Source organism: Chryseobacterium sp. Mn2064 (assembly GCF_049319685.1).
GTDB lineage: Bacteria > Bacteroidota > Bacteroidia > Flavobacteriales > Weeksellaceae > Chryseobacterium.
Genome location: NZ_JBMOUE010000004.1, coordinates 232,816 through 254,547 on the forward strand (window position 1 = coordinate 232,816; position 21,732 = coordinate 254,547).

At 36.7% G+C, this 21,732-nt stretch carries 21 protein-coding genes; 12 read left to right on the top strand and 9 right to left on the bottom strand.

Annotated elements, in window-relative coordinates:
• Positions 1-12: 12 nt before the first annotated feature.
• The gene (locus ACL9RH_RS16190; protein ID WP_422694398.1) at positions 13-681 is read right to left on the bottom strand and encodes a DUF4271 domain-containing protein; all 669 of its coding nucleotides are present in this window, start codon (positions 679-681) and stop codon (positions 13-15) included.
• Between the two features lie 242 nt (positions 682-923).
• On the opposite strand from ACL9RH_RS16190, the gene ACL9RH_RS16195 reads away from it, so the two are divergent.
• The 4 genes from ACL9RH_RS16195 to ACL9RH_RS16210 all read left to right on the top strand — a co-directional run bounded on the left by ACL9RH_RS16195 (position 924) and on the right by ACL9RH_RS16210 (position 4,320).
• Complete coding sequence (locus ACL9RH_RS16195; RefSeq protein WP_422694399.1) at positions 924-1,640, top strand: polyprenol monophosphomannose synthase; 717 nt, start codon at positions 924-926, stop codon at positions 1,638-1,640.
• Positions 1,637-2,005: a DUF4296 domain-containing protein gene (locus ACL9RH_RS16200; protein ID WP_422694400.1), complete on the top strand. Its 369-nt coding sequence runs from the start codon at positions 1,637-1,639 to the stop codon at positions 2,003-2,005. The genes ACL9RH_RS16195 and ACL9RH_RS16200 overlap by 4 nt, the downstream gene beginning before the upstream one ends.
• A gap of 64 nt (positions 2,006-2,069) precedes the next feature.
• On the top strand, positions 2,070-3,200 hold the full coding sequence (tgt, locus tag ACL9RH_RS16205) for a tRNA guanosine(34) transglycosylase Tgt (RefSeq protein WP_422694401.1): 1,131 nt from the start codon (positions 2,070-2,072) through the stop codon (positions 3,198-3,200).
• Between the two features lie 7 nt (positions 3,201-3,207).
• Positions 3,208-4,320 (top strand): LptF/LptG family permease, encoded by a 1,113-nt coding sequence (locus tag ACL9RH_RS16210; protein WP_422694402.1) that lies wholly within the window; start codon positions 3,208-3,210, stop codon positions 4,318-4,320.
• Here ACL9RH_RS16210 and ACL9RH_RS16215 read toward each other — a convergent pair.
• Positions 4,314-5,030 (bottom strand): biotin--[acetyl-CoA-carboxylase] ligase, encoded by a 717-nt coding sequence (locus ACL9RH_RS16215; protein WP_422694403.1) that lies wholly within the window; start codon positions 5,028-5,030, stop codon positions 4,314-4,316. The two genes, ACL9RH_RS16210 and ACL9RH_RS16215, sit on opposite strands and share 7 nt — an antisense overlap.
• Positions 5,031-5,117: 87 nt before the next feature.
• Between ACL9RH_RS16215 and rsfS the strand changes: the two genes are divergently transcribed.
• The 5 genes from rsfS to ACL9RH_RS16240 all read left to right on the top strand — a co-directional run bounded on the left by rsfS (position 5,118) and on the right by ACL9RH_RS16240 (position 9,799).
• Positions 5,118-5,483 (top strand): ribosome silencing factor, encoded by a 366-nt coding sequence (gene rsfS, locus ACL9RH_RS16220; protein ID WP_422694404.1) that lies wholly within the window; start codon positions 5,118-5,120, stop codon positions 5,481-5,483.
• Between the two features lie 20 nt (positions 5,484-5,503).
• Entirely contained in the window at positions 5,504-7,525 is a 2,022-nt protein-coding gene (ftsH, locus tag ACL9RH_RS16225) for an ATP-dependent zinc metalloprotease FtsH (RefSeq protein WP_422694405.1), read from the top strand.
• A 134-nt stretch (positions 7,526-7,659) separates the two neighbouring features.
• A complete protein-coding gene (locus tag ACL9RH_RS16230; RefSeq protein WP_422694406.1) occupies positions 7,660-8,241 on the top strand; it encodes an LUD domain-containing protein in 582 nt (193 codons plus the stop codon).
• Positions 8,242-8,265: 24 nt separating this feature from the next.
• A complete protein-coding gene (locus tag ACL9RH_RS16235; protein WP_422694407.1) occupies positions 8,266-9,138 on the top strand; it encodes a phosphatidate cytidylyltransferase in 873 nt (290 codons plus the stop codon).
• 4 nt (positions 9,139-9,142) lie between these two features.
• Entirely contained in the window at positions 9,143-9,799 is a 657-nt protein-coding gene (locus tag ACL9RH_RS16240) for a phosphatidylserine decarboxylase family protein (protein WP_422694408.1), read from the top strand.
• A gap of 57 nt (positions 9,800-9,856) precedes the next feature.
• Here the strand turns inward: ACL9RH_RS16240 and ACL9RH_RS16245 are convergent, their stop codons facing one another.
• The 5 genes from ACL9RH_RS16245 to ACL9RH_RS16265 form a co-directional block, all read right to left on the bottom strand.
• The gene (locus tag ACL9RH_RS16245) at positions 9,857-10,204 is read right to left on the bottom strand and encodes a DUF1801 domain-containing protein (RefSeq protein ID WP_422694409.1); all 348 of its coding nucleotides are present in this window, start codon (positions 10,202-10,204) and stop codon (positions 9,857-9,859) included.
• Positions 10,205-10,225: 21 nt separating this feature from the next.
• Positions 10,226-12,064 (bottom strand): ABC transporter ATP-binding protein, encoded by a 1,839-nt coding sequence (locus ACL9RH_RS16250; protein WP_422694410.1) that lies wholly within the window; start codon positions 12,062-12,064, stop codon positions 10,226-10,228.
• 225 nt (positions 12,065-12,289) lie between these two features.
• Positions 12,290-13,210 carry a M28 family peptidase gene (locus tag ACL9RH_RS16255; protein ID WP_422694411.1) on the bottom strand — a complete coding sequence of 307 codons (921 nt, stop codon included), beginning with the start codon at positions 13,208-13,210 and terminating at the stop codon, positions 12,290-12,292.
• A gap of 4 nt (positions 13,211-13,214) precedes the next feature.
• Positions 13,215-13,637, bottom strand: a complete 423-nt coding sequence (locus tag ACL9RH_RS16260; protein ID WP_422694412.1) for a hypothetical protein — start codon at positions 13,635-13,637, stop codon at positions 13,215-13,217.
• Between the two features lie 65 nt (positions 13,638-13,702).
• Positions 13,703-14,092 (bottom strand): DUF4293 domain-containing protein, encoded by a 390-nt coding sequence (locus tag ACL9RH_RS16265; RefSeq protein WP_422694413.1) that lies wholly within the window; start codon positions 14,090-14,092, stop codon positions 13,703-13,705.
• Between the two features lie 144 nt (positions 14,093-14,236).
• Here ACL9RH_RS16265 and rho point away from each other — a divergent pair, with 144 nt between their 5' ends.
• Both rho and ACL9RH_RS16275 read left to right on the top strand, forming a co-directional pair.
• On the top strand, positions 14,237-16,054 hold the full coding sequence (gene rho, locus ACL9RH_RS16270) for a transcription termination factor Rho (protein WP_422694414.1): 1,818 nt from the start codon (positions 14,237-14,239) through the stop codon (positions 16,052-16,054).
• A 216-nt stretch (positions 16,055-16,270) separates the two neighbouring features.
• Positions 16,271-16,867 (top strand): superoxide dismutase, encoded by a 597-nt coding sequence (locus ACL9RH_RS16275; protein WP_422694415.1) that lies wholly within the window; start codon positions 16,271-16,273, stop codon positions 16,865-16,867.
• Positions 16,868-16,934: 67 nt separating this feature from the next.
• Here the strand turns inward: ACL9RH_RS16275 and ACL9RH_RS16280 are convergent, their stop codons facing one another.
• Together ACL9RH_RS16280 and ACL9RH_RS16285 are read right to left on the bottom strand one after the other, a co-directional pair.
• Positions 16,935-17,354: a DUF6146 family protein gene (locus ACL9RH_RS16280; protein WP_422694416.1), complete on the bottom strand. Its 420-nt coding sequence runs from the start codon at positions 17,352-17,354 to the stop codon at positions 16,935-16,937.
• A 50-nt stretch (positions 17,355-17,404) separates the two neighbouring features.
• Positions 17,405-18,595: an endonuclease gene (locus tag ACL9RH_RS16285; RefSeq protein ID WP_422694417.1), complete on the bottom strand. Its 1,191-nt coding sequence runs from the start codon at positions 18,593-18,595 to the stop codon at positions 17,405-17,407.
• 252 nt (positions 18,596-18,847) lie between these two features.
• Here ACL9RH_RS16285 and ACL9RH_RS16290 point away from each other — a divergent pair, with 252 nt between their 5' ends.
• Positions 18,848-21,727, top strand: coding sequence for a carboxypeptidase regulatory-like domain-containing protein (locus ACL9RH_RS16290; protein ID WP_422694418.1), 2,880 nt, complete (start codon positions 18,848-18,850; stop codon positions 21,725-21,727).
• Positions 21,728-21,732 lie beyond the last annotated feature (5 nt).

Genomic DNA, 21,732 nt, shown 5'->3' on the forward strand with positions numbered 1-21,732 from the left:
CATTGACATTTATTAATAAAATAACAACTTCCAAAGCAATAACAATGGTGCGATTTGGAGGGTGCAAATATACAAAAATTTATAATACCATTTCTCAGGAAGAATCTTGTTCTTGTGAAATAAATAGAAAAAAACTTTGAAAATAAACACAAAAGCAAAGAACAGGAAATAATATAGAAACATTCTATTCTTATCGATTGGGAAATAATAATGGGCCACACACAGAATTATCAGCAAAAAAGAAAGAATAAAATAAAACTTGGTAGAGGTAAAATAAAAAATGGTCCATCTTTTTCCGTCCCCTATACTTTGATAAAATAAAAAGCCTAAAGTAGACCTCGTCATATAAAAAAGCAAAACCGTAATAAAAGTATACCCAAACTTATTCAGCTGATATCCCAAAACCTGTAGGTCGGCAACATATTTAGGAACAATAGGAATATACTGTGAAATTAAAACAGAGAGGGTAAGGGTTATCACACAGGACGTGATGATCCAGCTCGGAAGGTTGTTGCTCGCATCAAAATATTTCTGAAGCAGAAAATCCTTAAGACTGGCATCTCTTTCTATAATGTTCATCATGAAAACATATAAAAATATGCACCCTACGAGTATAAAGATTACCCAGTCATTATTCTCAGGTATTCTTACATGATTGATGAAGTTTTGTGATGACGGCAAAATTTATTTTTTTAATTTTTATTTAATTCCCAAATTCACAGCTTGGCATACATTTTCTTATGGCCTGGGTTGTGAAATGTATTGCTTTAAATATATGCTCCCGCTGATTTCGCTTACCATTCAGATTCGTGGAATAAAAGTTTCTGTTTCATTCGCTTAATCCGTGAGAAATATTTTTTGCAAAATTATAGATTATTTTGTATAAAATAAAAAGGTTAAATAAACTATCTTTGCAAACTGAAATGAAAAAACTCGTCATTATCCCAACGTATAACGAAAAGGAAAATATTGAAAATATTATTTCCGCGGTTTTTGCATTGGAGGATGACTTTCATGTATTAGTAGTGGATGATTCTTCTCCGGATGGAACTGCAGAATTGGTAAAAGATTTACAGAGAAGACACCCTCATTACCTGCATCTGTCGGTAAGACATACAAAAGACGGGTTGGGAAAAGCATACATTCATGGTTTTAAATGGGCCATCGAAAACAATTACGATTATATTTTTGAAATGGATGCCGATTTCTCCCACAATCCTAATGACCTTCCCAAGCTCTACGAAGCCTGCCTCAATGCTGACATGGCTATTGGATCCCGTTATTCAAAAGGAGTGAATGTAGTCAACTGGCCAATGGGAAGAGTGCTGTTGTCTTATTTTGCATCCAAATATGTAAGATCTGTTTTAGGATTGCCTATTCATGATACTACCGCAGGTTTTGTCTGTTTTTCAAGAAAGGTGTTGGAGGAAATTGGCCTGGATAATGTAAGACTGAAAGGCTACGGATTTCAGATTGAAATGAAATTCAGAGCATACAAAAAGAATTTCAAAATTGTAGAAGTTCCCATCATCTTTACCAACAGAATTTTAGGAGAAAGCAAAATGAATGGTGGCATCATTCACGAAGCGGTATTTGGAGTTTTAAACTTAAAATGGAAATCCATCATCAACAGATTATGAAAAAACTGATCTTCATTTTCGTTTTGCTGGGACTGTTTTCATGCAGTGATTTTATAGATAAGCCTAAAAATCTTGTAGATGAAGATAAAATGGCTGCTATCATAGCCGACTTGGCAATCAATGATCAGGCAATTTTTATGTACCCGAATAAAAATTTGGAAGCCGGTACAAGATTTGTCCTTAAATCCCATAACGTAAAACCTGACGACTTTGTTGAAAGTTTTAAATATTATGTGATTAAAGAAAAAATGGACGGCATAACCAACGATGCCCAGGAAATATTATTAAAGAAAGATCCCAAAGCGGATAAATATGTAAAAGAAAAACTGAAACAGAACGGAAATATGCCTCCCATGGTAAGATAACCGAACTCTAGATTTTATTTTACAAAAATCACCAGTGAAAGGGTGACTTAAAAAATGTTGACAAATGAAATTTTTTAATATAGAAAAAACCTCTGAAGGAAAAGCAAGAGCAGGGGAACTAACTACAGATCACGGGAAAATTCAAACGCCCATCTTTATGCCTGTAGGAACTGTAGCAAGCGTGAAAACAGTTCATCAGAGAGAATTAAAAGAAGACATTAAAGCTCAGATTATTCTGGGAAATACCTATCACCTTTACCTTCGTCCCGGAATGGAAACTATGCAGGACGCAGGAGGATTGCATAAATTCATGAACTGGGATCTTCCTATTCTTACAGATTCAGGAGGTTTTCAGGTTTTTTCTTTGGCTGGCAACAGAAAAATGACTGAGGAAGGTGCAAGATTCAAATCTCACATCGACGGAAGTTATCATATGTTCTCTCCGGAGAGATCAATGGAAATTCAAAGACAGATCGGAGCCGATATTTTTATGGCTTTCGATGAGTGTACTCCATATCCGTGTGATTATAACCAGGCAAAATCATCCATGGAACTTACGCACCGTTGGTTAAAAAGATGTATCGACTGGACGAACGAAAATCTGGAGTTATACGGCCATAAACAAAGACTTTTCCCTATTGTACAAGGATCAACCTATTCAGATTTGAGAAAAATCTCTGCAGAAGTAATTTCTGAAGCAGGAGCTGAAGGAAATGCTATCGGAGGACTTTCAGTAGGAGAACCGGAAGAAGAAATGTACAGAATTACAGATGAAGTAACAGATATTCTACCAAAAGAAAAACCAAGATACCTGATGGGGGTTGGTACTCCATGGAATATCTTGGAATCTATCGGTTTGGGAATTGATATGATGGATTGTGTAATGCCTACCCGAAATGCAAGAAACGCAATGCTTTTCACATGGCAGGGGGTAATGAACCTTAAAAATGAAAAATGGAAGCGCGACTTTTCGCCTTTGGATGAATTTGGAACCAGTTTCGTAGATCGTGAATATTCAAAAGCGTATCTTCGTCACCTGTTTGTATCTAAAGAATATCTGGCAAAACAGATTGCTTCAATCCATAATCTTGCCTTTTATCTTGATTTGGTAAAAGTAGCGAGAGAGCACATCCTTGCAGGAGATTTTTATGAATGGAAGAATTCTGTAGTACCGGTTCTTAGACAAAGACTGTAAGAAAATTATGCTTAAAATTGTAGACAGATATATCATTAAAAAGTACCTTGGAACTTTCAGTTTCATGCTTATACTCTTGTCTATAGTGGTGCTTGTTATTGATGTGCAGCAGAAAATCCCAAGGATAGAGAACGCAAAGGCTATTGACCCGAAGCTTGATTTGGTGTATTTCCTGATTCACTTTTATCCTTTCTGGATCGTTAACCTTGTGGTAACTTTCCTTTCTATTCTGGTTTTTATCTCGGTGATCTATTTCACATCCCGAATGGCAAACAATACCGAAATTGTGGCCATCATCAGTAGTGGAGCAAGCTTTCACAGATTTTCGAAACCTTATCTGTATACTTCTATTTTAATCGCAGTAATGGCCCTTTTGGTATATCATATGGTACTTCCGTGGGCTAATATCAAGAAAAACGAACTCGAAGCTTATACTTATAATGCGGCCAACAAAGAAAAAATCTTAGGAACTGCCCCTGCCTCTTCACAGCTCAGTAAAACAGAATACATTTTTGTGGATTCCTGGAATAAAAGAGAAAAAAGAGGATCCAGCTTTGTTTATCAGAAGTTTGATAAAGACAGAAGAATGGTATACGAGCTTAAAGCTGGTGATGTATATTGGGATAAAGAAAAAAAGCAGTTCGTTTTAAATAACTTTTTCGAAAAAACAATCAATAAAGACAATTCCGAGAAGATTAATAACGGAATGGAGCTTAGAAAAAACTACGGCCATTCACCGGAAGAACTTTTCCCTAACGAACTTCTGGGACAAAATAAAACAACCCCGGAACTTTTAAAATTTATTGAAAGAGAAAAAGCAAGAGGAAACAGTAACTTGAATTCTTATCTTAACGAGCTACATCAGAGAACCTCAATGCCCGTTTCTATTATCATACTAACCTTTTTGGCACTCTCATTATCTTCCCAAAAGAAAAGGGGAGGATTAGGGATTAACCTTGCGATAGGGATCTCAATGGCCTTTATTTTTGTGTTTTCTTTTGAAGCGTTAAAAGTTGTATCCGAAAATAAAAGCCTGTCTCCGGCTTTAGCAATGTGGCTGCCTAACCTGGTGTTTTTGCCGCTTACCCTTTATCTTTATATCAAAAGAGCCAATCAGTAAAGGAGCTTTATTTCTTTGTGATAGAAAGAACGCAATCCGTCGTTTTCAAGTTCGATCCAGACTTCTCCTTTTTCGTCTGCATTTCGAATGATGCCATTTTGTCGCTCTTTTCCAATTTCAAAAACCGAGATCTCATCCTTACGGAACAGGTTTTGGTTAAACATGGCCAGAACTTCCTCATCAGAAGGGATGTTTTTCAATTGTTCAGACACATAGGTGTGAAAGTTGAGAGCGAAGTCTTCCAGATCGAAAACTTGGCCTGTTTGGGTTAGAAGCGATCCCGCATTAGATATTTCATCAAATTTTTCCTGGAGAATATTGATGCCGGTTCCTATAATGAAATAATTATTTTGATTAATTTTTTTCTTTTCAATCAATATTCCCACTATTTTTTTACCTTTAAGGATAATATCATTCGGCCATTTAATTTTTACCTCAGAATCAGCCAATATGGCAAGGAAATCCCTGACAATAATTGCGGTATAATAATTGAATATAAAATCAGAGCACAGAATGTTTTGAGTATTCACTGCCAGCGTATAAGCTAGATTTTTTTCGGCAGTCTGAGTCCATACATTTCCATACTGACCACGCCCTTTAGTTTGATTAAAAGTATGCAATCCAATAAAATCTGAATTTTCGTAAAGTAAAAACTTTGATATTTCGTCATTAGTAGAAGAACATTCTTTCAGGTAGAAGAGTTGGCTCATTTAAGAAAACTTTAAGACATTAAGGGAGTAAAAGTAAGGTTAAAGTAAAGAAAAAACAATAAATTTGCAGATTATAGTATTTTTTTAATGAATAAAACAGCAGAAAAACAAGCACTAACAGATAAAATCGTTGAAGCACTTCAAGATGTAAAAGGAGAAGATATCATGATCTTTGACCTTTCCAACATCGAAAACTCCGTAGCGGAAACGTTCGTAATATGCAGTGGAAACTCCAATACACAAGTTGCCGCATTAGCAGGAAGTGTAGAGAAGAAAGTGAGAAACGACCTAAAAGACAGACCTTGGCACGTAGAAGGTACCGAAAACGCAATGTGGGTATTGGTAGATTACGTTTCCGTGGTGGTTCATATATTCCAAAAAGATGTACGTGAGTACTACGATATAGAAGAGCTTTGGGGTGACGCTGTCATCACCAGAATTGAAAATGAATAATAAAATTTTAAAAAGTATAAATGAATAATAAGGGATTCAACTGGTTCTTTCCTATTGTAATCGTAGCTCTTTTGCTATTTTTCGCCTCCAATTTTCTTGGTGGTGAAGCCGCAAAATCTATTGATGAAGATGGTTTCTTTAGAGAAATGCAGGCGGGGAAAGTCCAGAATATAATTATATACAAAGACATAGAGAAAGCAGATGTTTTCCTTACCAAAGAAGCAAAAGCGGCTACTATTGCCAAAACTTCCAAAGAAAACAACCCTCTTTCAGCCCTGGATATGGCTCCTAAGGCAGATTTTACTGTAAAATATGGAGATCTTCAGCTTTTCCTTCAAAAATTTGATCAGGTTAAAGCGTCCAATCCGGCTATTAAAACGACTAAAGACTATGGAACTGGTAAAAGTCCGTTCACAGATATTTTAGTTTCTGCGTTGATCTGGATTGCCATTCTTGGATTGTTCTATTTCCTTCTTTTCAGAAAGATGGGCGGTGGCGGAGGTCCTGGCGGACAAATCTTCTCTATCGGTAAATCTAAAGCGAAGCTTTTTGATGAAAAAGAAAGAATTCAGGTAACATTTAAAGATGTTGCAGGATTAGAAGGTGCTAAAGAAGAAGTGCAGGAAGTAGTTGATTTCCTGAAAAATTCAGAAAAGTATACCAAACTAGGAGGTAAAATTCCGAAGGGAGTACTTTTAGTAGGGCCTCCGGGAACAGGTAAAACCTTATTGGCAAAAGCTGTTGCGGGTGAAGCTAAAGTACCGTTTTTCTCACTTTCAGGTTCAGATTTCGTAGAAATGTTCGTAGGAGTAGGTGCTTCCAGAGTAAGAGACCTTTTTGCTCAGGCAAAAGCTAAATCTCCGGCTATTATCTTTATTGACGAGATTGATGCAATCGGACGTGCCAGAGGAAAAAACAATTTCTCCGGTGGAAACGATGAAAGAGAAAATACCCTGAACCAGCTTCTTACTGAAATGGATGGTTTCGGAACAGATACCAACGTTATCGTAATGGCTGCAACGAACAGAGCAGACATCCTGGATAAAGCGTTAATGAGAGCAGGACGTTTCGACCGTTCTATCTATGTAGATCTTCCGGAATTACACGAAAGAAGACAGATCCTTGATGTTCACTTAAAGAAAATCAAGCTTGATGACAGTGTAGACAGAGACTTCTTAGCAAAACAAACCCCTGGTTTCAGTGGTGCAGATATCGCTAACTTATGTAATGAAGCAGCACTTATTGCAGCAAGAAATAGCCACGAATTTGTAGTGAAGCAGGACTTCCTTGATGCTGTAGACAGAATTATAGGTGGACTTGAAAAGAAAAATAAAGCAATCAAACCTTCTGAAAAGAGAAGAATTGCCTTCCACGAAGCTGGTCACGCTACCGTTTCATGGCTTACAGAGCACGCTTCTCCATTATTGAAAGTAACCATTGTACCAAGAGGACGTTCTTTAGGAGCAGCTTGGTATCTTCCGGAAGAAAGACAGATCACAACAACTGAACAGCTGCTGGATGAAATGTGTTCCCTTTTAGGAGGAAGAGCAGCAGAACAGGTTGCTTTGGGTGATTACTCAACAGGAGCGCAGAATGACTTAGAAAGAGCTTACAAACAAGCGAATTCCATGGTTACGATTTATGGATTGAGCGAAAAAGTAGGACACGTTTCTTACTATGACAGTTCAGGTCAGTCTGACTATTCATTCTCAAAACCATACTCTGAGAAAACGGCAGAGGTCATTGATGATGAAATTAAGAGATTTGTAAGTGAGCAATATGACAGAGCGATCAGAATTCTTACTGAGAATAAAGATAAGCTTGATGCACTAGCGAACAAACTTTTGGAGAAAGAAGTGATCTTCCGTGAAGATTTGGAAGAAATTTTCGGAAAAAGAGCATGGGATCCTGAATTGACAGAGAAACCGGTTACCAATACCATCCCTGAAAAAGATCAGCAGATCGCATTGGAAACCCCTCAAATTAAAGAGAAAGAAGAAGAAAGCGAAATACAGGCTCCAGAAAGCCCAACACAGCTTTAATACTCTAAAAAAATAGAATTTATAAAACCTGACAACCTCAAAATTGTCAGGTTTTTCATATTTAAAGAGATATTTTGAACTCTATTATAATTTATTTTCTATTTTTGTATAAAGTTGACTAAAAATAGATTAAGTTGAATTTATTCAAGAGGATTGTAAGCAAACTTACCAACCAGCCTGAGGAAGACGAGAAACAGAGCCTGGAGAAGCTTGGGGATTCGCTGAAAAATGCGGATCTCGACTATAAGTTTGCCCAATTATTTACGCATTCGGGGGGATTTTTTAATTATTGTGCAGATGAAGCGGAAGCTCTACAAACTTTAAATCAAATTATCAAAATAGAAGGTATCGGTAATCTTTTCTGTTGGGATAAGGAACTTCAGAACTTTTTAAATGTTGTGAAATCCACCTATACCTCAGAACTGCAGCCGTCCAATGATGCCGCATTCATCACCTGTGAATATTTGATTGCCTATGATGGCAGAATCATGCTTTCACATAACAATATTCTCCATTACCACTCTTCAAGACTCCCAGATAAAATTATCATCATTGCCAACGTTTCACAGATTGTGAATAACCTGAATGATGCCATGGGAAAAATAAAAAGAAACGGAAATATCAAGAACCTTACTTCCATCAGCGGAAGCCAATCAAAAATGGACAGTTCTGCCAATTCCAACGTGAAACTGTTTTTACTGCTGCTTGAAGATTAAGCACCCACTTCTAAACTTTAAATTTTGGACAAAAATCTCATTCAAAGAACCATTTCAGGGATAGTTTATGTAGCTGTCATCATTCTTTGTTCAACTCCGCTGGGAGCACAACTGATCAACAATATTGCCCCAGGCCTTATTAAACAGCAATATCTTTATTATGCACTGATAAGTCTTTTACTTCTCGTGGGTACATGGGAATGTGTTAAGATTATGAAATTTGGGAAAGGATATGAAAAATGGATCGTGTATCCATTGGTCATTTTCATATTTTATATGTTTTCCAAAAGATATTTTAATCATGATTTCTTTTTTGATTTCAGATTGAGTGAAATTCTGGCACTTTCCCTCATTGGAATCGCTGTAGTCACTTTATTTAAATATCCTAGCGAATTATACTTCGACAGCGGAAAACTGATCTTTACGGTCATTTACGTGGCTTTGCCGTTTAGTTTTGCACTGGGACTGCCTAAGTTCTCAAGCTATAATGATGCCTTCTCTCTGGAAGTGCTTTTTCTGTTTATCCTGATTTGGAGTAGTGATACTTTTGCCTATCTGGTAGGGAAATTTTTCGGAAAACATAAAATGGCTCCTAAGATTTCTCCTAAGAAAACATGGGAAGGATATATTGGAGGCGTTGTTTTAACCCTTGTGCTTTCTTACTTTATAGAACACTACCAACCTGAATTAAGAGGAAACTGGATGTTTGTAGGGTTTCTGGTAGCCGCTTTTGCTCCATTGGGAGATTTGGTGGAAAGCCAGTTGAAAAGAAATTTCGGGGTGAAAGACAGCGGAAACATCATTCCGGGACACGGAGGAGTATTAGACAGGCTTGATAGTTTTATTATCTGCGTTCCTGTCGTATATTTGTACTTTATTTTAGAAAAATTTATTTAGTCTCATGAAATTACATAGAGAATCAAAAGGAACGATTACCGTAGCAACCCTACTTTTTTTGGTAGTGGGAGTGTCGGCAATCTATTTCCTTGAAATATGGTCACTGCTGATCATTATGCCTTTGTTGGTTATTTACTGTCTTGTATTCTGGTTTTTCAGAGTACCAAACCGTACGATCCTTGATCACAAAGAAAACGTTATTGCTCCGGTAGACGGAAAAGTAGTAATGATTAAAGAAGTAGAGGAAGATGAATTCATCAAAGGAAAAGCTATTCAGGTTTCCATCTTCATGTCTCCGCTGAATGTTCACATTTGTAGATATCCGGTTTCAGGAGAAGTGATTTACAAAAAGTATCACCCTGGAAAGTATCTGGTAGCATGGCATGAAAAGTCTTCTACAGAAAATGAAAGAACAACGGTAGCGGTACAGACTTTAACCAACCATAAAGTAGTCTTCAGACAGATTGCAGGATATGTGGCAAGAAGGATTGTTTTCTACTGTAATGAAGGAGATAAAGCAAAAGCCGGGCATGAGTTTGGATTCATCAAATTTGGGTCGAGAATGGACGTATTTCTTCCTTTAGATACCGAAATTATCTGTAAGATTGGTGATATTACAAAAGGCGGTCTTGATGTGATTGCCAAATTGAAGGAAAACTAAAATGTATTTTATATAAAAAAGAGAGTCTGTGTGGCTCTCTTTTTTTTGTAAAGTTCTTTATTTAATATATTTTTTAATCTCTTCTGTAAGCTGTAGAATCCATTCTAAAGGTAAATCCTGTTCCACATCAATCAGGAAGATTTTAAACTTCTTTCTGCCATCCTGTATCAATTCCGGATGATCCAGACGATCTCCGTGGTAAAAACTAATATAGTGCTTTTTATACTTCTTGCTGTAATAGAAATAACACAGCATTTTCTTTTTATACTTGATAAACGGAAGTCCAAAGCTGAACGTTTCGGTAATATTTTCCGTATCTGATGCGAGGATTTTTTCACGCAAAAAAAGAAGAGTACTTCTTTCAGGTTCTTTAATTCTGTAGAAATACTCTTGTATGGGATTCATTTTAAATTAATTAAAATTGTTTTAGTCGAAATTCTGTAGCTCAACCAGTTTATGATACATACCTTTTTTGGCAATAAGGTCGTGGTGAGTTCCCTGTTCAACAATGTCACCTTTCTCCATTACTACAATCCAATCTGCTTTTTGGATGGTGGAAAGACGGTGAGCAATCACAAGTGAGGTTCTGTTTTCCATCATTTTTTCTAAGGCATCCTGTACAAATCTTTCAGATTCTGTATCCAACGCGGAAGTTGCTTCATCCAGAATCATAATCGGTGGGTTTTTCAATACTGCTCTTGCAATAGATACCCTTTGTTTCTGGCCTCCGGAAAGCTTCCCTCCATCGTCTCCGATATTGGAATCATATCCTTCAGGAAGTCTGGTGATAAATGCGTCTGCATTGGCAATTTTAGCGGCAGCAATTACTTCCTCTTTTGTCGCATCAGGTTTACCCATCAGGATATTATTGTAAACAGAATCATTGAATAATACAGACTCCTGAGTTACCATTCCCAATAGTTTACGGTATTCCTGTAGCTTTAAATGTTTGATATCTGTTCCGTCAATCAAAATTTCTCCTTCCGAAACATCATAGAATCTCGCTAAAAGGTTGGCAATGGTTGTTTTTCCACTTCCACTTTGCCCAACAAGAGCTACGGTTTTCCCTTTAGGAATAGAAAGAGAGAAGTTTTTAAGAATTGTATGGTCTTTATCGTAGTAGAAACCAATATTATTAAATTCGATGGAACTATTTAATGTTGAGATAGAAACAGGATTTGGGATTTCGTCTATTTTCACATCCGCATCAAGAATCGCTAAAACTCTTTCAAGGGAAGCTTCTCCCTTCTGAACATTCGAGATAGACTGAGATAAACTTTTTACAGGAGGTAAAATCTGGAAGAAAATACCAAGGAAAACAAGGAAATCTGCAGGTGAAATACTTTGTTCTACAATAATTTGTTTTCCTCCATACCAGGCAATAATTAAGAATGTAACTGAACCTAGAAATTCGCTCATAGGAGAGGCTAATTCCTTTTTTCTGCCTAAGTTTATTGAACTGGTAATCCATTTTTGCATAGACTGCATAAAACGGGTGTCCATTATTTTTTCTGCGCTGAAAATTTTGATCACTTTGGTAGACTTCAATGTTTCATCTACAATAGAGAAAATATTTCCCATTTCATGCTGCGCTTCGTGAGAATCCTTTTTCAGGCTTTTTCCTATTAAAGCAATCATAGTTCCCATTATGGGCAATACCAAAAGTGAGAAAAGCGTCATTTCTGTACTTAAAAAGAAAAGCGTTACCAATGTGCTGATTAGCATAAAAGGTGCATTGATCAATTCAACTAAGCTTCCTAAAATATTCCCTTCTACTTCGCCTACGTCATTGGACATACGGGACATTAGATCTCCCTTTTTGCTTTCCGTAAAAAAGGAAACAGGTAAAGCAAGAATCTTTCTGTACATGGCTCCACGAAGGTCTTTAGTAACTCCTACACGATAATTGATCAGTAAAAATGAACCTAAATATCTGAAAAGGTTTCTCAGTAAAAACATAAAAGCTGTTATCACGCAAAGCCACGCCAAAACGTTGAGTGCTCCATGCTCAGTTACTAAGGTCTGAACATAATAATTGGCGTATTCTTTTGCATAAGAGAAAAAGTCTAAGATCTCTCCAGAATAAACAGGAGGATGGCTGTATTTTTTGGCCTCAATGGTTCCGAAAAGCATTCCCAAAACCGGTAGAATAGTCCCTAAGGAAGCAATCTGAAATACAGAGTACATAAGGTTGAAAAACAAACTTCCGTAGATGTATTTTTGGTGTGGTCTTGCGAACTTTAGTATTTTAATATATTGGTTCATTCAATGAAAAAATTGGATAGCAAAATTACGTAAAATTAAAAGATAAGACGTTCTTAATCCTATTTTACTTTAAAGGATAAGTTTCAAAAAATGTCTTTTTGTTACAATTTGTTACTTATGAATTTTCTTTTTGCTATAAATTAAGACGAATTTTGAAGTGGTATATGGATAAGTACTATTCTAAAAAAAACGCTGGAGTAGCGGTTTCTTACGATGAATAGTGAATTAAAATCTTACCTGGTCATTATACTTCGGAGCAAAATTCTTAGGATTAAGCTGATCCAATGTTTTTCCAAAGTTATTGATGATCTGCGTCATATTATCAAAATCTACAATATTAACGTCATCATTTTCATGGTGATAATGAGAGGCTTTCGTCATATCCACAGTAGAGAATGAGTGGGCTATGATTTTCTTTTTTACAAAGCTTACATTATCTGAACGGTAAAATAACTGTTGCTTAGCATACGGATCTGCATGTATTTTTAATCCGTTTGCAGCATGAGTGTTGAAAAGCTCATCAAGGTCAGAAAATTCGTCTCCGGTCATATACATTGCATTCTTTCCCCATTGAGATTCGGTAGCAACCATTTCAAAATTGAAAAGTGCTGTCATATTATTGTAGATGTGATCCAGATTTTTATCTGTAGAAATCGCCTTGGAGCCCAGCATTCCTTTTTCTTCTCCATTGAACGCCATAAAAACCATTGAGAATTCAGGTTTTTTCTTTTTAAAATAATCTGCAATACCTACTAAAGTGGTAATTCCGCTGGCATCATCATCTGCACCGTTGTATATATTATCACCAGGGTTATTGCTGGTTCCTATATGATCAAAATGTCCGGAGAAGCCAAGATATTGGTTTGTTTTCCCTTTTTTGATTCCACAAACATTATACGCTTTTTTCCCTTTATAATCGAAAGGGATCAGATAAGAATTTCCTGTACAGTATTCCAGATTGTTTTCTTTGAAAAGCTTGGCAATATAATTGGCTGCGTTATCGTTTTCAGGAGTTCCGATCTCACGGCCTTTCATTTCATCGGAAGCAAGGGTGGAAAGTACTGTTTGAACTCTTTCTTTTGAAACCTCCTGGGCGAAAGAGAATACAGAGAAAAGTGATACTGTAAGATAAGTCAGTTTTTTCATATGTTTATTCGTTATGTACAAGATATTTGGGAAAAGCAATCGTTCTTCCATTTTTGATGATATAGAGAGTATCTGCTTTAGGTTTTTTAATGATTCTGTAAGGGGGGATAGTTTGGCGCCAGCTAAAATCAATAGCGTTATTACTATTAAATAAGTTATTTCCGGAGAGAAAGATTACTCTTTCATCATTGGCTTTAGTATGAAGTTCATAATGATAAGTACCGGGTTTATATGTGATATTGTTGATGCTAAATAAATAGCCTGCTTTTAAATCATCATCCACATTCTCATGGATATCGGTAAGGTAGAAACTTGTTTTTTTTTCGGCTTCCTGATCTTCCTTATTCTGAATCTGATAGGCAATAAAGAATCCTGCCACTAAGAAGACTCCTATTATACTGATTTTATGGGTGGTACTTTTAAACATTGCTGTAAAAATAAAAAAAAACAGCTCCCTGGGGAACTGTTCTCACTCAAAAAATCGTTGTAAGGCTATCGAAGTCTGTCTACAGATTTTACGAGCCTCTCATCTTTACGGATGTATACATTTGCAATAAGCAGACATATTACCGCTACCAATGGGAAAACCGGCTCAATACCCTTCTCAGGAAAATCAATTCCTCCGGATAAGTTTAGTAACCAGTACGCCAATACACCAATCAACAAAGCGTTTATAATGATGCTGATCGTATTCAGCAAAATTTGTCTTTTTCTGTTTTTGAAACTGAAGATACTTAATGCACCAACAATAACAAGTACTATAGATCCAATATTAATCACGGGAATATTGCTAAAAACGGCAACATCCTGTCCTGTTATAAAAAGGAAAACAGCAGCCAAAACTGCTAACAACGTCCATATAGTTTGTATTCTCTGTAGCATTGAATATTAAATTCTTGGCAAAAATAATATAAATTTTGCACAATTCAAAAATAAGTGTAGATTTGCATTATACAATGTACTTGAAAACCAAAGTCACCGGACTTACTTTTCTTACTCACAATTAATTACATTTTTACATTAAATATGTTTAACATAGAAACGTTAAGGTCAAAATCCGTAACGGAACTGACTAAAATCTTAAAAGATTTGGGCGTTAAAGTTGCAAGAAACAGCAATGAAAATGACAAGATCTTTGCTATTCTTGACTTTCAGGCTTCTAACCCTAAAGTCTCAAAAGATTATTTCAACGCCACAGAAACCACCAGTGTAAGTACTGAAGAGGCCTCAGCAGAAAAACCTGCTAAAGCCCCGGCAAGAAAGGCTGCTCCAAAAAAAGCACCAGCCAAGCCAAAAGCCATTGCAAAAGCTCCGGCAGAACCTAAAGCAGAAGAAAAAGTAGAAGAAAAGATACCGGTTCCTGAAGAAGTAAAACCTGAAGAACCCAAAACTGAAGAAGTTGTAGCTGCAGAAGAAGGCCAAACAGCCACTCCAGCTAAAAAGAAAAGAAAAAGGGTTCCTACCAATACAGGAAATACGGAAGCTACCCAGGAGAAAACAGAAGCTCCAAAAAACACAGAAACTCAAGAGCCTGCTCAGGCCGAAGAAAAGCCTAACAATCCCCCTCAGCAAACGCAACAGCAACAGGCTAACAGACCTCAAAGAGGACAAAATCATCCACAGAACGGTGGAAACCAACATAAAAATCAACATCAGCATCAAAACCAAAATCAGAACAGACATTCTGAAAAGGCAGAGGAACCGCAAGACCATAAAAAAGAATTCAATTTCGATGGAATGGTAAGCATTGAAGGTGTTTTGGAAATTTTACCGGATAACTACGGATTCTTACGTTCGTCAGATTTCAGTTATATCTCTTCTCCTGATGATGTATATGTGTCTACCGCACAGATCAGGAACTATGGTTTAAAAACAGGAGATACCGTTAAAGGAATTGTAAGACTTCCAAAAGAAGGTGAAAAATACTTTTCATTATTAAAACCAACAGAAGTTAACGGACGTGATTTGGCGTTTATTAAAGACCGTGTTGCTTTTGAATATCTTACGCCTCTTTTCCCGGAAGAAAAATTCAACCTGGCAGGAAACAACTCTACTATTTCTACAAGAATCGTAGATCTATTCGCGCCAATTGGTAAAGGACAAAGAGCAATGATTGTTGCACAGCCTAAAACAGGTAAAACAATGTTGCTTAAAGACATTGCGAACTCTATTGCTGCCAACCACCCTGAAGTTTATATGATGGTTCTTCTGATTGACGAACGTCCGGAAGAGGTAACTGATATGGAAAGAAGCGTAAATGCAGAAGTTATTGCCTCTACATTTGACGAAGCAGCAGAAAAACACGTGAAAGTAGCCAATCTTGTTCTTGCAAAAGCACAGAGAATGGTAGAATGTGGCCATGATGTTGTTATTTTGTTAGATTCTATCACCAGATTAGCAAGAGCGTACAATACAGTGACTCCTGCATCAGGAAAAGTACTTTCCGGTGGGGTAGATGCTAATGCTCTTCACAAACCAAAAAGATTCTTTGGGGCAGCAAGAAAGATTGAAGGAGGAGGTTCTTTAACGATCATTGCAACAGCACTTATCGATACAGGATCTAAAATGGATGAAGTAATCTTTGAAGAATTCAAAGGAACAGGTAATATGGAACTTCAACTGGACAGAAAAATTGCCAACAGAAGAATTTATCCTGCTATTGACCTTGTTTCTTCCAGTACTCGTAGAGATGATCTTCTTCTTGATGAAGTGACTTCTCAGAGAATGTGGATCTTTAGAAAATATCTTTCTGAAATGAATCCGGTAGAAGCAATGGAATTTGTAAATAAAAACATCAAAGGAACTTTGAACAACGAAGAATTCCTGATGTCTATGAATAAATAAATTTAATTATTGTTAAATAGAAAGCACGCATCGTACTATATGATTCGTGCTTTTTATTTTTTCATACAGAAAATAGAGGATGAAAATAAATATTTAAAAACTTAATTCATTCTAAATCAATATATCAATGTTAAAGATTTATTAAAGTAATCCCCAATTCTTGATAATGCCTTAAATATTGGCTAATTTTGAAGTATAACATTAAAAATAAAGATTATGTCATTTGAATTACCAAAACTAGGATATGCATATGATGCATTGGAACCTACTATTGATGCAAAAACTATGGAAATCCACCATACAAAGCACCACCAGGCGTATATTGACAATTTAAATAAAGCAATCGAAGGAACTGATCTTGCAGGAAAAACAATTGAAGAAATCTGCCAGACAGGAACAGATAAACCAGCGGTAAGAAACAACGGTGGAGGTCACTTCAACCACTCTTTATTCTGGGATATTTTAACTCCAGGAGGGAGCAAAGAGCCTGTAGGAAATGTAAAAGCTGCTATCGAAAACTATGGTGGTCTTGAAAAATTCAAAACAGACTTCTCTGATGCTGCAAAAACAAGATTCGGTTCAGGATGGGCTTGGTTGGTAAAAAATGCTGACGGTTCGGTATCTGTTTCTTCTACACCTAACCAGGACAACCCATTAATGCCTGTTGCAGACGTTAAAGGAACTCCAGTTTTAGGATTAGACGTTTGGGAGCATGCATACTACTTAAACTACCAAAACAGAAGACCTGACTATGTTTCTGCATTCTTTGATGTAGTAAACTGGGATAAAGTAGAAGAATTATTCAACAAATAATTTTCAGCTATTATAAAATAAAAAAGGTTCAGAAATTTTCTGAACCTTTTTTATGGATGGTTGTAAATTATCTTATAATCTCACTACCGGAAAGGGCATTCATTCTTAAGCCGTATTTCCAGTTTACATAGGCAAAAACCTGATACAGCTTGTATTCAAATTTAATCCCGTAATTTTCTTTGGGATCATAGTCTATTCCAGATTCAATAATGTTTCTATATCGTCCGGAATTGTAATAGCTATTCCATTCGTTCACCAAGAACGTATTCTTTGTCTTCAGGTAAGATTCAGAATATTGGCTGATAGGTTTGGCAATAGCGCTTAGAAAGTAATCGAACTGAGTATCAACTACAGTAAGTTCCCATTCTCCGTCTTCGTTTTTGGAAGGTTTCATCTCTTGATGTTCCTTAGTTTTTCCGGTAGTTTCCTGAGAAAAGCAGCCGAATGGAACTAGAGCTAATAATGCCATTAAAAAAATATTTTTCATGATTTCGGTATTTGCATAAAAAAAGCACTCCAATAAGAGTGCCTAAATTTTTATGGTTCTTTCTGCAGAACTACAAATGCCGGGAAGTGATCACTGTAACCTCCTGTGAACTGATCCCCATTCCAGGATCTGAAGGGGTATCCTTTGTAATTTCCTTCTTTATTGACTAAATAAGCCGGAGCAAAAATTTCTGTCTTATAAATAGAATATTCTTTTGTTACCTGATCAGAAACTAAGTTTTTAGAAACGATGATCTGGTCAAAAAGGTTCGGAGCATCCTGGTAAGCTAAAGAAGCTACTCCTTTTTTGTATAGAGGATACATAAGGTTCAGATAAGGAGTTTCCTCACTTAAATCTTTAGGATTAGCCTGAGCTTTCAGGTGATTTTTTAAACTTGGGCTGATAGGATCATCATTGAAGTCACCCATTGCAAAAAGTTTAGTCGTTGGATCTGCTGCTCTTACGCTATCCATCTGCTGTTTCAATAATTGAGCTGCAGCATTTCTTTTAGGTAAAGAAATCGCTTCACCACCTCTTCTTGAAGGCCAGTGGTTCATGAAGAATGCTACCTTTTCGTTATCCAAAAATCCTGTTACTACAAGAATGTCTCTGGTGTATTCTCTTCTTCCGTTATCACCGAAAATCTTCAGTTCCTTCTTTAAGGAATTCGTAGGGGTAAATCTTCTTTTTTGATAGATCAAAGCAACATCAATTCCTCTGTAGTCATAAGAATTGTAGTGGATAATTCCGTAATCGTATTTTTTTAAAGCAGGTTCATTAATAAGGTCCTGAATAACCTGTCTGTTCTCCACCTCAATCAAACCAACAATGGCAGGAGCTGTTTTGGTATATTGAGCTCCCATCTCGGAAATTACTTTTGCTTCATTGGCTAATTTCGCTTTGTAGATTTTTGTTCCATAGTTTTTAGCGCTTTTTGGTGTAAATTCGTCAGAGCCGCTTTGTTCTCTTACTACTTTTTTACCCTTCAGGGCTCCGTCGCTCCATGGTCCGTCATACTTTTCTGCATCCAGAAATTTAATGGAATCCATTGGAATACTTCTGTGGAAAGCCGGATTCTTGATGTCTTTGGTTCCGTCAATATAATCTGCTGAGCGAATGGTGTCCCAAAGGTTTTCTACGTTTAAAAAACCTACGGTGGCAACTTTTCTCAGTTTTCCTTGTTGTTGTGAGAATGCCATCATCGAAATGAAAATGGCAAACAGACTCGAAAATCTCTTCATCCTCTTTTGAGTTATTATTAATACTATTTAATTCGCAAATTTACTTTTTTTTAATTCATTGCATTTTAAATATTTGTAAATTTAAATGCAGGAATTTGTCGCTCTCTTATATAATGATTCTTAAAAGTTTGCAATGTTAAGAAAAATTTACGTTAAAAAAGTGCTGAATTGCAAAATTTGACTAAATTTGTGCCCCCAACTTTTAAACTGTTGAGAATTAACAAGAAAAGTATTAAAAAAATAAATATACTCATGATTAAAAAACTATCATTAATCTCTTTATTCACTTTGCTGCCTGCGTCTTATTATTTTGCGCAGACAACAGTGTTTGCGTATCTTAAGGATGCAGATGGTAAACCTGTTGAACAGGCAAGTGTGGATTTAAAAGGAGCAGGAAATGATGTAAAGGCGGACAAAATCGGTTACTTCCAGTTTGCTGATTTGATGCCCGGACATTATCAGATTATGGTTACAAAATCAAATTTTGAAACTAAAATTTTAGAATTTGACGTAACTAATAATGAGAAAAAGAAAGATCTTGGAGTAATTACTCTTTATTCTGCATTAACGAGTGCAGATCAGGGTTTAGCGATCGTAGATGACTCTGCAGAGAGTGACAGCGGTGGCGGACAGCAGACTGCAACCGTAGGATTGCTTCAGTCTTCTCAGGATGTATTTAACAGAATTGCCAGTTTTGATTTAGGACAATACTGGTTCCGTCCAAGAGGAATTGACAGCAGAACCGGAGAGAATATGATAAACGGTATCTCTATGGCTGGTGCAGACAACGGAGACGTTGACTTCAGTACATGGGGAGGATTAAATGAAATTACCCGTTACCCGGAAATTTCTGCTAACCATGCTCCTTCCGAATATGCTTTCGGGGGTGCTACCGGAGTATTTTATAAGAATACAAAAGCCAGCGAGTACAGAAAAGGAAGTCAGTTGACTTACTCGTTGACAAACAGAAACTACAGAAACAGATTATCTTACAGATACTCTTCCGGAATGAATAAGAACGGATGGGCATTTACAGGAATGATCGCAAGAAGATGGGCACAAGAAGGGATTCAGGATGGAACTTTCTATGATGCATACAGTGGTTATCTTGGTGTTGAGAAAAAATTCAGCGACAGTCATACAATGACTTTCAATGCTATTGGATCTAAATATGCAAGAAGTTCTTCCAGCCCAAGTACTCAGGAAGTGTATGATTTCAGAGGAATTCATTACAATTCTTACTGGGGATGGCAAGGTGGAGAAAAAAGAAATGAAAGAGTAAGAAGAGGATTCCAGCCAATCCTTCAATTACAGGATTTCTGGAAAATCAATAAAAACTCTCAATTGTGGACTACCGTTTCTTACCAATTCGGAAAAGAATACAGTTCAAGATTAGATTGGTATAGAGCAAATAACCCATCACCAACTTACTATCGTAATTTACCAAGCTATTGGTTAAACTATAAAAACCCAGCTCCTGAACAGGCTGCAAACATTGGACTTACCAGAGACTGGTGGACTAATGACGATCAGTCTCATACACAGATCAACTGGGATAATCTTTATAACGCCAACAGAAGTGATAACCTTTACAGACCGGAATTCGGGGGTAGAAGAGCGGCTTACTATCTGGTTGATGATGTAAAGGATGACAAAGTATTCAATGTGTCCACTCACTATACGTATAACTTTAATGATACTGCCCGTTTCATTTTAAACGTATCTTATCAGAACTACAAATCTGAGCAATATAGAGAAGTAAATGACCTTTTAGGAGCTGATTTTGCTCTGAATATGGATCCATTTGCCAATAACACAACTGCAGGAAGCACTTGGGGTAAATATAATACCAGAGAAAGCGATGCGGATGTAGCTAAGAGAAAAGGAGACAAAATAGGGTATGACTATATTTTCAGAAGACAGGAAGTAAAAGTAAACCCGGCATTTAAATTCTCAACAGGTAAATTTGATGTTTTCATTTCCGGGTTATTCGGATATAGTAATAACAGCAGAGAAGGTTTATTCCAACATTATCTGTATGAGTCTTCTTACGGAAAAGGGGAAGATAAGAACTTCTGGAACGTGGGTGTTAAAGGTCAGGTTACTTACAGACTTAACGGTAGAAACTTCTTTGTTTACAACGGAGCTTACTTCTCACAGTCGCCATTCTTAAACGATATTTATTTCAATACAAGAGTAAGTGGTGTTTCCACTCCTGGTATTAAGAATGTTGTGATTGATGCAAATGATTTAAGCTATGTAATTTCTACACCAATTGTTAAAGTAAGATTAACCGGATACCTTGTTAATACTCAGAATGAAACCAGCGTACAGAGATATTTTGCACAAGGGGTGAAATTAACGAACCTTACTGAAACAGGAGATCAAGCTCCGGTACAAGATGGTGCTTTCATCACGCAGGTTCTTGCAGGTGCTAACAAGAGAAACATGGGCGTTGAACTTGGTGCTCAGGTAAAACTTACACCTACATTAACAGCCAGTGGATTGGTAAGTTTAGGACAATATACTTATACCAATAACCCTACTGTTTATTTTGCATCTGATGCCGTTGGAACGTTTAGAGAACTTGATGGAAACGGAAGTATCGTATCAAGGTCTTACACCAACATGGGTGAGGCTACTCTTAAAAACTACAGACAGGGAGGAACGCCTCAGGAGGCTTATACTTTAGGTCTTAGATATAGCAGCCCTAAATACTGGTGGGTAGGAGCAACATGGAACTACTTCGGACATTCTTACTTAGATCCGTCTCCAGTAACCAGAACTGCAAGATTCTATACGAACCCTAATACACCTGGAGTTCCTTATGATAACGTAAGCGAGGAAGAATTAGCAAGAGTTCTTACTCCTACAAAACTACCTTCAGCATTTTTCTTTAACGTAAATGCAGGTAAATCCTGGATGATCGGTAAATACTATGTATTGGTATCTGCATCTGTAAATAATCTTCTGAACAATAGAAACTATATTACCGGAGGATTTGAGCAGACAAGAAACGTTAACTATAACGATTATACTAGTGATTATGACAGCGGAAACATGGTATTCGCACCTAAATATTGGTATAACCAAGGGAGATCTTATTTTGTGAACCTTCAATTCAGATTCTAAAAAAC

Coding starts and splice junctions, on each gene's coding strand:
- ACL9RH_RS16195 (WP_422694399.1), top strand. CDS start 924: ATGAAAAAACTCGTCATTATCCCAACGTATAACGAAAAGGAAAATATT.
- ACL9RH_RS16200 (WP_422694400.1), top strand. CDS start 1,637: ATGAAAAAACTGATCTTCATTTTCGTTTTGCTGGGACTGTTTTCATGC.
- tgt (WP_422694401.1), top strand. CDS start 2,070: ATGAAATTTTTTAATATAGAAAAAACCTCTGAAGGAAAAGCAAGAGCA.
- ACL9RH_RS16210 (WP_422694402.1), top strand. CDS start 3,208: ATGCTTAAAATTGTAGACAGATATATCATTAAAAAGTACCTTGGAACT.
- ACL9RH_RS16215 (WP_422694403.1), bottom strand. CDS start 5,030: ATGAGCCAACTCTTCTACCTGAAAGAATGTTCTTCTACTAATGACGAA.
- rsfS (WP_422694404.1), top strand. CDS start 5,118: ATGAATAAAACAGCAGAAAAACAAGCACTAACAGATAAAATCGTTGAA.
- ftsH (WP_422694405.1), top strand. CDS start 5,504: ATGAATAATAAGGGATTCAACTGGTTCTTTCCTATTGTAATCGTAGCT.
- ACL9RH_RS16240 (WP_422694408.1), top strand. CDS start 9,143: ATGAAATTACATAGAGAATCAAAAGGAACGATTACCGTAGCAACCCTA.
- ACL9RH_RS16245 (WP_422694409.1), bottom strand. CDS start 10,204: ATGAATCCCATACAAGAGTATTTCTACAGAATTAAAGAACCTGAAAGA.
- ACL9RH_RS16250 (WP_422694410.1), bottom strand. CDS start 12,064: ATGAACCAATATATTAAAATACTAAAGTTCGCAAGACCACACCAAAAA.
- ACL9RH_RS16255 (WP_422694411.1), bottom strand. CDS start 13,210: ATGAAAAAACTGACTTATCTTACAGTATCACTTTTCTCTGTATTCTCT.
- ACL9RH_RS16260 (WP_422694412.1), bottom strand. CDS start 13,637: ATGTTTAAAAGTACCACCCATAAAATCAGTATAATAGGAGTCTTCTTA.
- ACL9RH_RS16265 (WP_422694413.1), bottom strand. CDS start 14,092: ATGCTACAGAGAATACAAACTATATGGACGTTGTTAGCAGTTTTGGCT.
- rho (WP_422694414.1), top strand. CDS start 14,237: ATGTTTAACATAGAAACGTTAAGGTCAAAATCCGTAACGGAACTGACT.
- ACL9RH_RS16275 (WP_422694415.1), top strand. CDS start 16,271: ATGTCATTTGAATTACCAAAACTAGGATATGCATATGATGCATTGGAA.
- ACL9RH_RS16280 (WP_422694416.1), bottom strand. CDS start 17,354: ATGAAAAATATTTTTTTAATGGCATTATTAGCTCTAGTTCCATTCGGC.
- ACL9RH_RS16285 (WP_422694417.1), bottom strand. CDS start 18,595: ATGAAGAGATTTTCGAGTCTGTTTGCCATTTTCATTTCGATGATGGCA.
- ACL9RH_RS16290 (WP_422694418.1), top strand. CDS start 18,848: ATGATTAAAAAACTATCATTAATCTCTTTATTCACTTTGCTGCCTGCG.